The following is a 12,531-nucleotide window of genomic DNA, read 5'->3' as shown; positions in this document are numbered from 1 at the left end:
CTGCCTCCTGCGTGTTATATCAAGATTGAACAAATTTTTGGGCGAATCTCAGCTGCTGTTCGATATATTCGTCCGTCTCCTTACCGCCCGTTGCCAACCAATCGCCAATCCTTTGACTTATGTCTTTTAAAACTTCGGCAGGCAGCTGGCCGGCGATCATGAAAATTTCGTGCAACGGGGAATGCTCTTCTAACTGCTCAGCCATTCTGACATCTACCGGGCCACAATATTCCACGGGGCCGCAATACGAGCTACCGCAACCCGGGCAGGATGGTTCCTCAATCTCGTCCCCTGGATCCTGCTCGAGTGCAAACCTCAGCTTGCAATCATCACATTCAAAAGCTTCCCACTTCATTTCCGTTCGCCTCCCAAAGCTTGTGTTTGCCTTTCCGTTTACGAGTCGGCGGGTCCGGCAAGGCCAAGTAGACCTCGCCGATCAGCTCGCCGTGTTCATCGAAAATGAACTCCCATGGAATATCTTGAAAAATCGGATCATCCTTAGCCTTCATTGATTTCGCCACCCATCAAACGATTGATGTACCAGGCTGCTTTCTGCAAATCTTCCTTTCCGTTCTTCCATTTCCAGCGCCAGAGGTATTTGATCGCGGCCCCGGTATTGTAAGCTTCGGGACCAGAAAGGCCTGTTGTCGCCGCCTCGATCGCATCGATACACTCAATACCGCCTCGGTTGTAATGCGGAGGATGGTTAACAAGGTCGATAGTGCTCGGCTTCTCAGCCTCCGCAGATATTTGGGTTGCGAGCGTTGCATATTCGCCTTCCAGCTCATTCAATCTGCTTTTCGTTTTGTTCAATAAATCCAGAAGCTCATCATGACCAGCCGCTTGCTCCTCCAGTTCCTCTACCGCTCGCTTGTATTCGTCTCTCTCCCGTTGCAGCCGATCGTACTCGTCTTTAAGTGCGCTGTTCGCCTCGCGGGATAGCGAGAGCTTCCTTTCAAGGTCGTAAACCTTGCTCATTGCTTGATCGAGCTCCGCACGAACACGGGTCGCATCGTCTGCAGGGGCAGAAGCTTCTGACTTTGCCGGTGGATCGATTTCTGCCTGCAAAGCCTTAGCCTTTTCCGGATTGATCCCCTTTAGGCCCCACTTCTTGACCCAATATTGAAGACCGTTATATCTAATTCCCCAGGCTTTCTCGATGCTGGAGAGTGTTTCGCCGTTTGCAACCTGCTCGATCAAAAGCTCCTTTGTAAGTCCGCAAGATGGGCCGTCCTTTACAACGGGCATGCCGTTCTCCTCCTTCGAATATCTCATTTTCGCCCGCCGGCGCTGCTCCTCCGAGGACATGCCTCCGATTCGGACGTTTACCGGCGGTTTCTCCTTTTTATCCGGGACTGGTAAAGCCCGATATTTTTCAAGTTCTTCATCCGATAACCGGTACTCGATCACCTGGCCGTATCCTTTTGTTTTCAATTCGTTTTCCCGTTTAGGAATAGGCGTACCGGGTTTCTCGCTTACGCGCGGAGCCATATCGTCCGCCACCTCCTGGCTCGATCATCCTCTTTGAGGCTTCAAAATCTCCTTCAAATCTATCTCTAGCAGCCGGTGCTGCGCTTCTTGTATAGTGCGTTGCAAAGCTAGCTTCTCAGCTGACTGGACATCATGAACCGAGTGAACCAAATCTTCAGGCAGCAGAGTTGCTAAATCCTTACGGGAAGGCTGGGGGATTCGGGAAACACGGATAGACTGCTTCCGGATCGAACGTTCGATATGGTTGCGAACGGTACGTGCATTGCCGAAATTCGGCTGGCTCTTCTCAATCCACATGACGCTTGCCAAAGCGTCGAGGTATTCTGGCGTTGCCTGGTATTCCTGATCCAACAGCATTTGCTGAGCAATCCGAATGAGATCAGGCACGCTGTAATCAGGAAAATGAATGGTTGTTGGGAATCTTGAAGCAAGCCCAGGATTGAACGAGAGGAATTCCGCCATATTTTTCGGATACCCAGCAGCAATCACGACAACCTCCTCGCGCAGGTCCTCGATCTGTTGCACCATTGCAGCTATAACCTTTTCATCGTGCCGGTGATCGGCCTTTCCGATAAATGCATAGGCTTCATCGATGAAGAGCACCCCGCCTCTGGCTTCCTTGAATTTGCTGGCTACTTTTTTTTCCGAAGCGCCTACATGTGCCTCGGCTATGGTTCCCTGGTTGATCTCTACGAATGGAACAGCACTACCTCTGCGAGTCAGCAGGCCTATCTCGGCAAACGCCTCTCCGATCAAACGTGCCGCTGTTGTTTTGCCAGTACCGGGGTTCCCGGTGAATACCATGTGGTTTGATTGTGGTAGGGCCTTGAGTCGGTTCTGCTTGCGCAGTGCGGCGACTCGCCGGTATTGAATCATCTGCTCTACCTGCTCTTTGACATCGGCCATTCCCGGTAATGCTGCCAGTCGATTCAGCGCCCCCCGAGCTTTCTCATTTATAACGACATCCATCAGTATCAATCCTTCATATAGAAATCTGTGACAAAGCCGGCTCCCTTCAACGGGAGCCCCGGCGCCCAAGCGATCGGCTGCGCCATGATCTCCAGGATTCGATCCAATTCCTCCGGCCGATCCGATTCGACGCCTATTTCGTCGTGAACGTGCAGAACGGTGTCATATCCTGCTTGCTCCACTCGCATTAGCGTGACAGCCAAGCAGTCCCGGGCGATCGCCTGCACGATATTTTCCACAAGCTTGCCCCCATAGGTTGATATCGTCGTCCATTTGCCTGTTTGCTGATCGGGGCCTTTATAGTGAAGCGCCTGTTTGCCAAAGTCGTTCAGTGCAAGCGTCGGTTCCACATAATACAGTTTCCGACCACTGGGCAATGTGATTGTGAAGAAATCCAATCCGGAACCGTGATGGCTTTCCCTGGCCATGATAATCCCCCGGACACCGACCGACTGCCCTGTCTCCATCACTTCGATGGCTGCTGCCTCCAGGCTGTACCACAGATCGCAAATCCGTCGATTAGCATTACGCCAGCGAAGGACGATCTCCGGAAGCTCGGCCTCTGAAAGCCCCATATCCAAGGCGCCCATGCTAATCAGCGCGCCTTTCCCGCCCTGATATCCCAGGGCGAGCTCCGAAACTTTGCCCTTTTGCCGGAGCTCCTTGTCGATCATCTCCAGCGGGATCCCGAACATCTGCGACGCCGAGGCTTCGTAAATCTTGCCATGTCCTGCGAATACCTCCAGCCGCCATTGCTCATCGGCCAGCCAGGCAAGCACCCGGGCCTCGATCGCCGAGAAGTCTGCGACCAGAAGCTTTTTCCCGTCCGGGGCTATGAATGCGGTCCGGATCAGCTGGGAAAGGGTATCTGGCACGTTACCGTAAACAAATTTGAGCATGCCGACATTCCGATCCCGGACGAGCTGCCGGGCAAGTTCCAGCGTCTCCATTTTGTTTTTGGGCAAATTGTGGACCTGCACCAGGCGTCCCGCCCAACGACCTGTACGGTTTGCCCCGTAAAACTGCAGCAGCCCCCGAACCCGGCCGTCAGCGCAAGCAACGGTCTGCATGGCCTGATATTTCTTGACGCTTGTTTTGCTGAGCTCCTGCCGGATCTCCAGCACGCGCCGGGCTTTGCCTTCGTCAAGTTTGTCGATCAGCTTGCTTACCGTACCTTTTTGCAGGTTCTCGACTTCTTCGCCCGTCTCTTCTTCCAGCCATTTCGTGAGCTGTTTAACGGATTTCGGGTTATCCAGCCCGGTCAGCGTGATGGCTTCCTGCCGCAGCTCTCCCGTCACTTGTTCGTCCACGGCCAGCGCACCCTCGACGAGCTGCAGGTCGCAGGCGATCCCGCGGGCATTGATTCGCTGGTCAAGCTGCCATAGCTGCCATTCCTGATCAGGTACCGGGAAGACCGATAGCCGGCGAAGGATTTCCTTTTCTGCCACAACGTCACCGATGCAATACTGCTTAAAGAGCTTCCACTTCTCCGGCTCGTGGTGCGGAAGCGTCCGGGTACGGTAGCCGTTTGCCTTTGTCGGTTTGCATGGAACGCAGAATGTGCGGATTAGCGCGCCGCCGACGCCCATTTTCTTTTTGTCCTGTGGGATCCTTAATGCTTCCCCTACCTTGGCAAGCCCCGCCGGATATCCGCAGTACAGGCCGTGTATTTGAGTGCAGCGCCATTGTTCAACTGGGGATTGAAAGAACTTATTAAGGCAGTACCACTCAAAAGCCGCATTGTATGCGTGCTTCAGTACACCTGGATCCCGAAGGGCGTCAATGATGTGCGGCGGGATCTGCTCTCCCTGGGCAAGATCGATAATCTTTACCGTCTCGTCTCCAAAGGAGTACGCAAACAAAAGTATTTCGAAATCCGGGCTTTGCACGTATTTATAAAGACCTGCCTTTTTGATGTCCACGCTGCTGTACGTTTCGATATCAATGTTCAGATGATACATTTTTGCGTATCCTTCCTAATACAAAATGCGCGCAGCATGCGGATCAGGCGCAGAATAGACCTCAGAAACCGATCCTGTTTCTTTAAATTCTCGTGAAGTCTTCATCAAAGCCCCTTGAATCCACTCGTCCGAAACTGTATAGAGCACTGGTTTTTGTCCAGTAGCAATAATCTCCTCAGCTTGCTCCTTGGTGATGATTTCCCCGGAGAAATTTATATAGGATCTAGGAAGCAATTCCGATAATTTGACAGTTTGCACATTTACAACCTCCATATATTGGGATAACAAAAGGGGACCCTTGCGAATCCCCTTCGTGTCAAAGCTTAGATGCCCATCACGCCGCCGTTATAAGGCTTTCCTGTGATTGGATCGATTTGTGGCTGTTGTGCTGGCGACTGCTGACCATACCCCTGCTGCCCATACTGCTGTTGTGGCTGCTGAGGAGCCTGGCCATACCCTGGCTGCGCTGGCGGCTGTTGACCGTAACCTTGTTGCGGATAAGCAGGCGGCGCTGCTGGTGGTTGCTGGCCGTACTGCTGTGGCGGGGCTGTCTGCTCCCAGCCAGTCGGAGCTGGAGCCGGCGAGTAACCCACGCCGCCTCCATTACCGCCGAATGCCTGTTCCGCACTGACCCGGCCGCCGAGCGGTTCGCCATCCGCCAGTTTTTGAACCGGACCAAGACCGGCAGCTACCCCGCGATTTCCACTGTTGGAGAACGGATAGAAATTGATATTTACACGGGCGTACATACCGCTGTAAACCTCGGTTTGGTTGATAATCGGGTTAAGATTTGCGTCTACAACCTGCTGCTGTTGCTTGCTGCTGGCCGTCATGACCCAGTGCCCTCTGCATTCGGGACCGAACGGCTCGCCGTTTTGGCGGACGCCGTCACCGTCCCAGATCGGCGTTTTGAGCTGCGGAGGACGGGCGCCGTTCCAAACGCCAGCCACACCTTTTTGAGCTGCTGCTTCGATGGCGGCATTGATCCGCTGCATGGTCGCGACGTCTGTTTTAGGGATCAGGATCGTCGTGCTGTATTTTGGCTCTTGACCTGGTTGATTCGCGTGTGGTTGAAAAAGATGAACAAAGCTCAGTCTTACCTGTCCAGTTGTTACGTTTGTCGATTCATTTGCCATTTTTTGTTTTCCTCCTTGGTTATAAGAGCCGCTAGACCAGCGGCCCGAAGTCATTTGATCGATTTGATAATCTGCAATTTCACCCATAATTAGCTCCCTACTGGATCTTTGAAGGCATCTTCCGGCTTGATCTGATCGCTGTATGCCGGACGCGGATCGTCAGCAGGGGCCAGTGCCGGCGCGCCCGATAGTTTGATAACATGCCCCGGCTCTTCCAGCAGTTCGCGGTACTGCTTCTTGCCTAAAACTTTCTCAAGTGTTGGCGGTGTCAGCGGTTTCCGCTCGAAGAGAACCGCCTCGTCTATACCATTATCCAGCAGGTGTTTGAACGCTGCGTCAAGATCGGTGTATCGGCGGGAGCCCCGACCCTCGACGGCCTTCCAGCCAGGAACGCTTCCGCCCATCAGAACCTCGGCGAGCGCGGCCTCCTTGAGCGAGTTGTACCAGCTGACAATTCCCTCGGCCCGGCGCAGTACGTCACCCACTTCGTCCCAGCTGATCAACGGCGGTTTCATCGGCGCTTTGTCCTCAACGGACATCAGCTGTTCCACACGAGCCCGGCAGGTATTACGTGCCCGGCAGAATCCGCAATGGCTGCCGACCACATACTCGCCCTCGCCCTTAAAGGCCTTTTGTGCAATTGGCTTGATGGATTCGCCCCAGGCAAGTAGGTCCGTTACCGAGATTGACCACTCCGATGGTTGGTCCCATACCTTCGGCTGCACGATCGCCATATGGATCGTTTCGATATCGTAAAGCATGCGATAAGCCCTTAGCGCGCCAAGAGCATAAAGCATCATTTGCGGATTGTTCTCCGCCGGCACGGGGACGCCTTGGCCGTTCTTATAGTCGATAATGTGCAGCTGTCTATTCCCAATCACGATGCAGTCACCAGTCCCGAACCCTTCCGGAACGTATTCGGTCAGATCCAGCCGCCGCTCGATCGCCACATAAGGCGGCGAAGGGAACGCGTGAACGATTTTCTGCACGTACTCCAAATACATATCGGTATGCTGATCGATCACAGGCTCGTAAAGTTCGTGTTCTTTAAACTTTTTCAGCGCAGCGTTGTATTTCCGCGTAGGGATCCCGGAGAACGCCTTTTGAAGCTTCAGCTCCCCAATCTCATGAGCCAGCGTACCGCGTTTTGCCGACTCGCTTGTCGTATCCGGCAGCGTAGCCTCCAGCCGTGCGCTTGGTGTGCAGTGAAGCCAGCGGCGGGCCCCACTGGCTGACAGCAGGGCGTGATCACGCTCCGCATGTGCGATGTTCGTCATATTTTAGCCCCCAGCCCGCGCAGCGCCGTTGCAAATTCTCCGTAGCGCTCAGGCGGCAGCTGAGTCAACGCCTGAACACCGAATTGCTGAAGCAGTTGCGTCAGCTCGCCCCCGCGGCCAGCGTCCACGAGCGGCGTCGCAGCGACGGCCAGTTGGTCAACCGAGTACGTTGGTTGAGCTGTAGGCACCGTCCCCGTGGGTGCTGGTTGATTGATCGGCGCGCCCTGCTGAGCCTGCGGCGCATACGGCGTCGTCGGAGCTGGTTGGCTAACGGGTACTGACGGTTGAGCCGGAGCTGGCGGAGACACAGGAGTCGACGGCTGATATGGCTGTGCTGGAGCAACCTGCTGCTGATTTGCTGGTGCAGCTGTTGGCAGAGCGGAAACTTCGGTATTTGCAGGAACGTCGGAATTTGACATCCCGGACAATGTGCCGGCCAGATCCTGAACAAGCTGGCGGGCATCAGCGGCGTTTGCCGCCTGCAGGGTAATTTGGATAGGTGCAAGATGGCTCATATTTTAATAAGTCCTCCTATTGGAAAAATTGGTTATTTGATAGCAGGCGACAGGGATTCTTTGATCTTGCCCGCTTGCTTACTGAGCTCTCCGATGCATTTCAGACAGATGTTATTGCCGTAAAACGGCTTCGTATCCTCCTCAATATCACCACAGAGATAGCAGCCGGGTGTGTACTTCTTCAGGACGATTCGATCCCCGTCAACGAAGACTTCCATTGGATCGCCCTCGTTGATTCCAAGGGTCCGTCGAAGCTCCATAGGAAGGACTACACGGCCGAGATTATCAAGACGACGAACAATTCCAGTTGTTTTCATATTGCATTCTCCTTCCGGCCAGTGTTAAACTGGCCTTAACGTATACTTAATTTGATGTGTGCAGTTTGACGGCTCCTACCCCGTTCAAGCTGCATTTTGCTTTTGAAGCCTGGATGCCAGCATTACATATTGCCGGCGGTAGATTTCGCGCAGCTTGGCTGTGCCGGCCGTCTCGATCAGCTGCAGCAGGTTCCCACAAACGCGGATCCGTTGTTTACGGTTCATACCCTCACCTCCTCTCAGGCGTAAAATGACTTAAATGTACTCTCCGTGAGTGTCGTAACCGCAACGTTTGCAGTACCCCGCCTGCTCGATTTCATAACTCCAGTAACCCGTGCACACAGTGTAAGAGGCCCATTTATGCCCTCTGTATCTGCAGATCAGACGCTTTAACCAGTTAAACAAGGCCTTCACCCTTATACACTTTTTAGTACCGATTGGTCAGAAGCTTCACGGCCAGCGATGATTGTTACAGCTCCAAGCTTTTGCATCAGGCATTTTCCAGAGCAAACCAACTCATTGCCGATCTTGGTTACCGGCTGCCCCACAAAAATCTCAGCCCCGCATTCCTCGTTGGCGCAATAATCGATTACGTCGGGAACAACAGTTTCCAGCACTTTACTCAATCCGTTCACTTCCTTTCAGGACAGATTTGCTTCCAATGCATCAAGCTGATTGCATAGTTCGTGCTGCCATTCTGCGTCGTTTGCCTGATAAGCGATAAAGGATAACTGCTTGAGCTCGTCGATCCTTCGTACAACCTGAGCATTAAGTTTCAAACAGTGGGCTATGTCCTTCTGCTCCAATATGGAAAGCCGCTCATAGCCACCCAACCGTTCAGCCTTCTCCGTCAACTCGGCCAACCGGCGGTGCACGGAATGAATACCGATCATTTCAATCCCCCTTCTGGACCAAAATTGATTCGATGTGCTTATCCAGGTCAATTTGCCGGAAATACAGCTGATTGCGTTGCCGGAAATAAGGTATTTCCCTATTTCGTACCATGCGTCGCAACGTTGATTCAGAAACTTTGAGGTACACGCACGCTTCCTCAAATGTGAAGGTGTTAGCTCGCAACGCCTTTTTGATCTCGGGCTGCAATTCGGACAGGATTTCGGCTGTAAGCTCCCGTTTTAGATCAGCTCTGAGGGCTTCGATGAAATCAGCGGTGGTCATGAGGCTTCGCTCGCTTTGTACTTATTGATGAAATAAATCTGCCCTTTTCCTGTGACCTTTGGAGTTTTACTGATCGTGACATGCCCGTCGGAGTGTGTAATGCTGGTTTCTTTGATCTCAAAAAGTCCGAGTTCCATGGAACGTTGTGTCGGCATGTTATAATCGGCGCCCTTACGCTTGATAAGGTATCCTTCGTCTCGCAGCTGAGCAAATAGCCGCTTTTGTCCGGTTTCAACTCCATTTTGTTTGAGGATTTTGGCTAGATCGCCGATCAGAATACTCGATTTACTGGCTGCAACGGAATCTGCAAACAGGACTTTCGGTTTGTCTGCTTCGATCTGCGCTGACAATCTTTCCTTTTCCTGGTTCGCCAGTTTGAGACGCTGTGCCAAATTGATGATCGTATCCGGGTTAAGCAATACTTCCTCGATTTTTGCTGGCGTCATATATGCTCCATGCTGCCGAATCGTTGGAAGTACCTCTCCGGTAACCCAGCGCTTGAATTCTTTGGCTTTTGCTTGAATTTCTGGATTATTGCCTTGTTTGGCTGCTCCGAATATGAGACTATAGAGGCCAGATTCGGAGCTGAATTTTTTCAACTGTTTCCTTCCGATCGAATCGATGACCTCATGGACCGTTAGGTCATCTTCTTCAATGTGATTTTGAATGGCAGCATGCGGGTTTGAGAACGAAAGCGCTGTTGCTGCCTCAGTTGCGCCAAACCACTCTGTGCCACCCAGGACCACCACTGGCAAGTTTCCAAACATCGGGTGACTAAAAATTTCAGGTTTACTCATTTGACTACCTCGCTTTCCATGCCGAGCATTTTTGCAATTAGCGGTTTTTGCTTCTCGCCTGGTCGCGTCCCTTTGAAAATTTCCGACACATACGTGACTGACACACCGAGTTCCTGTGCCACATCTTTCATTTTGATGTTTTTCTGGAGCATGATCATTCTCGCCTTAGCTCCAAATTCTGAGTAGTGCGGCATATTCGAAAACCTCCCTCCTAAAGATTGTAAAATTTACAGCTAAATTGTTGACACATGACTGAAAATAATCTAATATCAGTAAAGAAGGCATAACCAAATAAACGTCGTTGGGGAACGATTTTTAAAACAGGACATTTGTCCTCTGGTTTTTTGTTGCCTTTTTTGCCATAAGTTTAGCTGTTGACTTGATTATAGCGTCATATTTTCAGCAAGTCAACATTATTTACGTATTATTTTACGTAATACGAAGGAGGGTGTTTAAGACTTGTTGGAAAATATACAGAATCTGTGTAAGGCAAGAGGGATCGCAATATCTCAATTGGAACGAGAGCTTGATTTTGGAAGGGGCGCTATTTATAAATGGGACAAGAGCTCCCCATCTATAGACAAAGTTCAAAAAGTCGCAGAATACTTCAAAGTATCTGTCGACGTCGTATTGTATGGTTTTGAACTCACCCGGTTTGAGGAGTTATTCAGGATCATCATGAACAGAAGAACCTGCGAACAATTCGCTAATGAAACAGGAATTGATCTTGAAACGGTCGAAGACTATGCTTTTGGAGTAACTACCGAACAACCATCGTTAGATTTGGTCAAGAAACTAGCGGACAGCAACCCTTATAAAGTTATTGTTGATGATGAGAGCTTATTTAAAGCGGCTGGTTATTCTATAAAACAGGCGTATGAACCAGAAACCATTGCAGCACACCATGATGGAGAGGATTGGTCAGCGGAAGAATTAGAGGAGATCGAACGGTTTAAGGAATTTGTACGCTTAAAACGACAACAAAACCGTAAGGGGTAAGCATCTATGAACCAATACGAGAAACTTCTTCACGAAGCATTTAACTTTAATGTCTCTGTGTATGAAATGCCTATGAGGAACAAGGGGCTTTACTCTGATGGTATCATCTGGATAAATAAAGGTATCCCAACTACTGCTGAGAGAAATTGTATACTTGCGGAAGAGATCGGCCACTACCACACTTCATCTGGTAACATCCTTGATCAACGCGATGTACGAAACCGGAAGCAAGAGCTCCGCGCGAGGCAATGGGCCTATGAGAGGCTTGTACCCCTTTCATCGATCGTACAAGCCCATAAGGCCAAGGTTAGAGGCAGGTTTGAGATCGCCGAATATTTGGGGGTTACAGAGGACTTTCTTCAGGCTTCAATAGATCGTTATCGTGATAAATACGGAATTCTTACATCGATTGATAATTACATAATTTTTCTCGATCCGCTTCATGTAATCGAAGTGGTCGCTTAACCTTTGCGCTTTCCGGCCGCAAGGCCGTTTAAATATACCTATAAACAGAACATATGTTTGGAGTGATGCAGAAAATGGCATGGATCGAGCATGTGGGAGGCAACAAGTACAAATTGGTTGCTCGGGATCCGTCGAAAGTGTCCAAGCCGAAGCGATCGACTCGAGTAGAAGTGCCGGCCGACATTGCAAAATCGGCGCGTAAAACTGAGCAATGGCTCACTCTGGAGTTGGCGAAGTGGGCCGAAGCTGTCGAGTCCGGCGAAGCAACCGGCAAGACCCGAAGCGAGAAAATCAGCTTTAAGGATTTTATCCCGACCTGGAAAAAAGGATACGCGAAGCAAAACATGGGCGGAAAGACGATCCTCAACACAATGGAGATCATCGATTCAAGGCTCATACCTGAGTTTGGCGATTCCCGGATCGATCAAATCACCACTCTGCAGCTGGTCACCTGGTTTGCGGGGCTTACAAACAAAAAGACAGGTGCCCCGCTGGCGACCAATACGAAGCTGAACATTTATAAGGCAACCAAGTCGATTTTTGATGCCGCTGCCGCATGGGGTGTCATTAAAAGCAATCCCATGGACGGCGTGCAGCGCCCGAGCCAAAGCAAAAAAGAGAAAAAGGAGATCCGTTCGAAGAAGAAAGTTTATACCCGGCAAGAGGTCGAGAAGCTCCTGACGGCCCTGTACGCCCTTCCTACCCGCTGGCGGCTGTATTTTACCGGGGCAATCCTTGGAGGCTTCCGGCGCGGCGAATTATTGGCCGTGGAGTGGCCTGACGTCGATCACGAGAGATCCGCAATTTGGATCGAGAAGCAAATCACTTTGGACGAGGAAGGAAATAAGATCGAAGGCGAGGTAAAGACTGAGGAGTCCGAAGGCTGGGTGGCTATGCCTAAGTGGTATATGGATGAGCTTAAGGCATACCGAAAAGAGTGGGCCAAAGAAAAGCTCAACTGCAAAAAGTGGCTTGGGGGCGATAAGGAATATATATTCCATGCCGGAAAAGGCGTTATGTATTATCCATCCACTCCGACGCTGACCTGGAGCCGATTCCTTGAAAAGAACGGCCTGCCGCATGTGAAACTGCACGGCCTGCGACATACCGCCGGCATGCTGCTACGAGAGTCAGGCGCTGACCTTAAGACCATCCAGGAGCGGTTGCGGCACACAAAGCTGGATACAACGGCAAACATCTACACACATAAATCAGAGACGATCAACCAGGCTGCCGTTGCCCACCTGGAGGAGCTGAATCCAAAATGGCTCAAATTTGCCCCCTAATTTGCCCCCGCGGGAGAAAGTCGTCAACCGTTTGTCGAAAATTGAACAAAGAAAAAACCCTTGTGGGTCAAGGGTTTCAGAGCTTTTTGTATCTAAAGCGGGTGATGGGAATCGAACCCACGCTACCAGCTTGGAAGGCTGG

The 12,531-nt window shown here is 51.3% G+C and carries 19 protein-coding genes; 3 read left to right on the top strand and 16 right to left on the bottom strand.

Annotated elements, in window-relative coordinates; genetic code table 11:
- Positions 1-19: 19 nt before the first annotated feature.
- The 16 genes from RJP21_RS29790 to RJP21_RS29715 form a co-directional block, all read right to left on the bottom strand.
- Entirely contained in the window at positions 20-355 is a 336-nt protein-coding gene (locus RJP21_RS29790; protein ID WP_310862423.1) for a DUF6877 family protein, read from the bottom strand.
- Positions 336-509 (bottom strand): hypothetical protein, encoded by a 174-nt coding sequence (locus tag RJP21_RS29785; RefSeq protein ID WP_310862422.1) that lies wholly within the window; start codon positions 507-509, stop codon positions 336-338. The genes RJP21_RS29790 and RJP21_RS29785 overlap by 20 nt, the downstream gene beginning before the upstream one ends.
- Complete coding sequence (locus RJP21_RS29780; RefSeq protein WP_310862421.1) at positions 499-1,491, bottom strand: DUF3310 domain-containing protein; 993 nt, start codon at positions 1,489-1,491, stop codon at positions 499-501. The genes RJP21_RS29785 and RJP21_RS29780 overlap by 11 nt, the downstream gene beginning before the upstream one ends.
- 24 nt (positions 1,492-1,515) lie before the next feature.
- Complete coding sequence (locus tag RJP21_RS29775; protein WP_310862420.1) at positions 1,516-2,460, bottom strand: AAA family ATPase; 945 nt, start codon at positions 2,458-2,460, stop codon at positions 1,516-1,518.
- Between the two features lie 5 nt (positions 2,461-2,465).
- Entirely contained in the window at positions 2,466-4,421 is a 1,956-nt protein-coding gene (locus RJP21_RS29770; RefSeq protein ID WP_310862419.1) for a DNA polymerase, read from the bottom strand.
- Between the two features lie 15 nt (positions 4,422-4,436).
- Complete coding sequence (locus RJP21_RS29765; RefSeq protein ID WP_310862418.1) at positions 4,437-4,679, bottom strand: hypothetical protein; 243 nt, start codon at positions 4,677-4,679, stop codon at positions 4,437-4,439.
- A gap of 65 nt (positions 4,680-4,744) precedes the next feature.
- Complete coding sequence (locus RJP21_RS29760) at positions 4,745-5,644, bottom strand: DUF2815 family protein (RefSeq protein ID WP_310862417.1); 900 nt, start codon at positions 5,642-5,644, stop codon at positions 4,745-4,747.
- A 2-nt stretch (positions 5,645-5,646) separates the two neighbouring features.
- Entirely contained in the window at positions 5,647-6,834 is a 1,188-nt protein-coding gene (locus tag RJP21_RS29755; RefSeq protein ID WP_310862416.1) for a DUF2800 domain-containing protein, read from the bottom strand.
- Positions 6,831-7,022, bottom strand: a complete 192-nt coding sequence (locus RJP21_RS29750; protein ID WP_310862415.1) for a hypothetical protein — start codon at positions 7,020-7,022, stop codon at positions 6,831-6,833. The genes RJP21_RS29755 and RJP21_RS29750 overlap by 4 nt, the downstream gene beginning before the upstream one ends.
- 359 nt (positions 7,023-7,381) lie before the next feature.
- Entirely contained in the window at positions 7,382-7,666 is a 285-nt protein-coding gene (locus RJP21_RS29745; protein WP_310862414.1) for an AbrB/MazE/SpoVT family DNA-binding domain-containing protein, read from the bottom strand.
- An 84-nt stretch (positions 7,667-7,750) separates the two neighbouring features.
- Positions 7,751-7,891, bottom strand: a complete 141-nt coding sequence (locus RJP21_RS29740) for a hypothetical protein (RefSeq protein ID WP_310862413.1) — start codon at positions 7,889-7,891, stop codon at positions 7,751-7,753.
- A gap of 191 nt (positions 7,892-8,082) precedes the next feature.
- A complete protein-coding gene (locus tag RJP21_RS29735) occupies positions 8,083-8,283 on the bottom strand; it encodes a hypothetical protein (RefSeq protein WP_310862467.1) in 201 nt (66 codons plus the stop codon).
- A gap of 24 nt (positions 8,284-8,307) precedes the next feature.
- Entirely contained in the window at positions 8,308-8,559 is a 252-nt protein-coding gene (locus RJP21_RS29730) for a DUF7667 family protein (protein WP_310862412.1), read from the bottom strand.
- A gap of 1 nt (position 8,560) precedes the next feature.
- Positions 8,561-8,842, bottom strand: a complete 282-nt coding sequence (locus RJP21_RS29725) for a helix-turn-helix domain-containing protein (RefSeq protein WP_310862411.1) — start codon at positions 8,840-8,842, stop codon at positions 8,561-8,563.
- Positions 8,839-9,639: a phage antirepressor KilAC domain-containing protein gene (locus tag RJP21_RS29720; protein WP_310862410.1), complete on the bottom strand. Its 801-nt coding sequence runs from the start codon at positions 9,637-9,639 to the stop codon at positions 8,839-8,841. The genes RJP21_RS29725 and RJP21_RS29720 overlap by 4 nt, the downstream gene beginning before the upstream one ends.
- The gene (locus RJP21_RS29715) at positions 9,636-9,833 is read right to left on the bottom strand and encodes a helix-turn-helix domain-containing protein (protein ID WP_310862409.1); all 198 of its coding nucleotides are present in this window, start codon (positions 9,831-9,833) and stop codon (positions 9,636-9,638) included. Before RJP21_RS29715 ends, RJP21_RS29720 begins: the two co-directional genes overlap by 4 nt.
- Positions 9,834-10,098: 265 nt before the next feature.
- On the opposite strand from RJP21_RS29715, the gene RJP21_RS29710 reads away from it, so the two are divergent.
- The 3 genes from RJP21_RS29710 to RJP21_RS29700 all read left to right on the top strand — a co-directional run bounded on the left by RJP21_RS29710 (position 10,099) and on the right by RJP21_RS29700 (position 12,389).
- Positions 10,099-10,638, top strand: a complete 540-nt coding sequence (locus RJP21_RS29710) for a helix-turn-helix domain-containing protein (protein WP_310862408.1) — start codon at positions 10,099-10,101, stop codon at positions 10,636-10,638.
- A 6-nt stretch (positions 10,639-10,644) separates the two neighbouring features.
- Complete coding sequence (locus RJP21_RS29705) at positions 10,645-11,103, top strand: ImmA/IrrE family metallo-endopeptidase (protein ID WP_310862407.1); 459 nt, start codon at positions 10,645-10,647, stop codon at positions 11,101-11,103.
- Positions 11,104-11,177: 74 nt separating this feature from the next.
- Complete coding sequence (locus RJP21_RS29700) at positions 11,178-12,389, top strand: tyrosine-type recombinase/integrase (protein WP_310862406.1); 1,212 nt, start codon at positions 11,178-11,180, stop codon at positions 12,387-12,389.
- Positions 12,390-12,531: the final 142 nt, after the last annotated feature.

Origin of the sequence: Paenibacillus sp. VCA1, from assembly GCF_031583795.1 — a bacterium.
In the GTDB taxonomy this organism is placed as follows: Bacteria; Bacillota; Bacilli; order Paenibacillales; family Paenibacillaceae; genus Paenibacillus_AQ; species Paenibacillus_AQ albilobatus.
This window is presented reverse-complemented; position numbering and strand designations above follow the sequence as displayed.

Coding starts and splice junctions, on each gene's coding strand:
- RJP21_RS29700 (WP_310862406.1), top strand. CDS start 11,178: ATGGCATGGATCGAGCATGTGGGAGGCAACAAGTACAAATTGGTTGCT.
- RJP21_RS29775 (WP_310862420.1), bottom strand. CDS start 2,460: ATGGATGTCGTTATAAATGAGAAAGCTCGGGGGGCGCTGAATCGACTG.
- RJP21_RS29755 (WP_310862416.1), bottom strand. CDS start 6,834: ATGACGAACATCGCACATGCGGAGCGTGATCACGCCCTGCTGTCAGCC.
- RJP21_RS29725 (WP_310862411.1), bottom strand. CDS start 8,842: ATGACCACCGCTGATTTCATCGAAGCCCTCAGAGCTGATCTAAAACGG.
- RJP21_RS29715 (WP_310862409.1), bottom strand. CDS start 9,833: ATGCCGCACTACTCAGAATTTGGAGCTAAGGCGAGAATGATCATGCTC.
- RJP21_RS29770 (WP_310862419.1), bottom strand. CDS start 4,421: ATGTATCATCTGAACATTGATATCGAAACGTACAGCAGCGTGGACATC.
- RJP21_RS29730 (WP_310862412.1), bottom strand. CDS start 8,559: ATGATCGGTATTCATTCCGTGCACCGCCGGTTGGCCGAGTTGACGGAG.
- RJP21_RS29760 (WP_310862417.1), bottom strand. CDS start 5,644: ATGGGTGAAATTGCAGATTATCAAATCGATCAAATGACTTCGGGCCGC.
- RJP21_RS29740 (WP_310862413.1), bottom strand. CDS start 7,891: ATGAACCGTAAACAACGGATCCGCGTTTGTGGGAACCTGCTGCAGCTG.
- RJP21_RS29705 (WP_310862407.1), top strand. CDS start 10,645: ATGAACCAATACGAGAAACTTCTTCACGAAGCATTTAACTTTAATGTC.
- RJP21_RS29745 (WP_310862414.1), bottom strand. CDS start 7,666: ATGAAAACAACTGGAATTGTTCGTCGTCTTGATAATCTCGGCCGTGTA.
- RJP21_RS29780 (WP_310862421.1), bottom strand. CDS start 1,491: ATGGCTCCGCGCGTAAGCGAGAAACCCGGTACGCCTATTCCTAAACGG.
- RJP21_RS29790 (WP_310862423.1), bottom strand. CDS start 355: ATGAAGTGGGAAGCTTTTGAATGTGATGATTGCAAGCTGAGGTTTGCA.
- RJP21_RS29785 (WP_310862422.1), bottom strand. CDS start 509: ATGAAGGCTAAGGATGATCCGATTTTTCAAGATATTCCATGGGAGTTC.
- RJP21_RS29720 (WP_310862410.1), bottom strand. CDS start 9,639: ATGAGTAAACCTGAAATTTTTAGTCACCCGATGTTTGGAAACTTGCCA.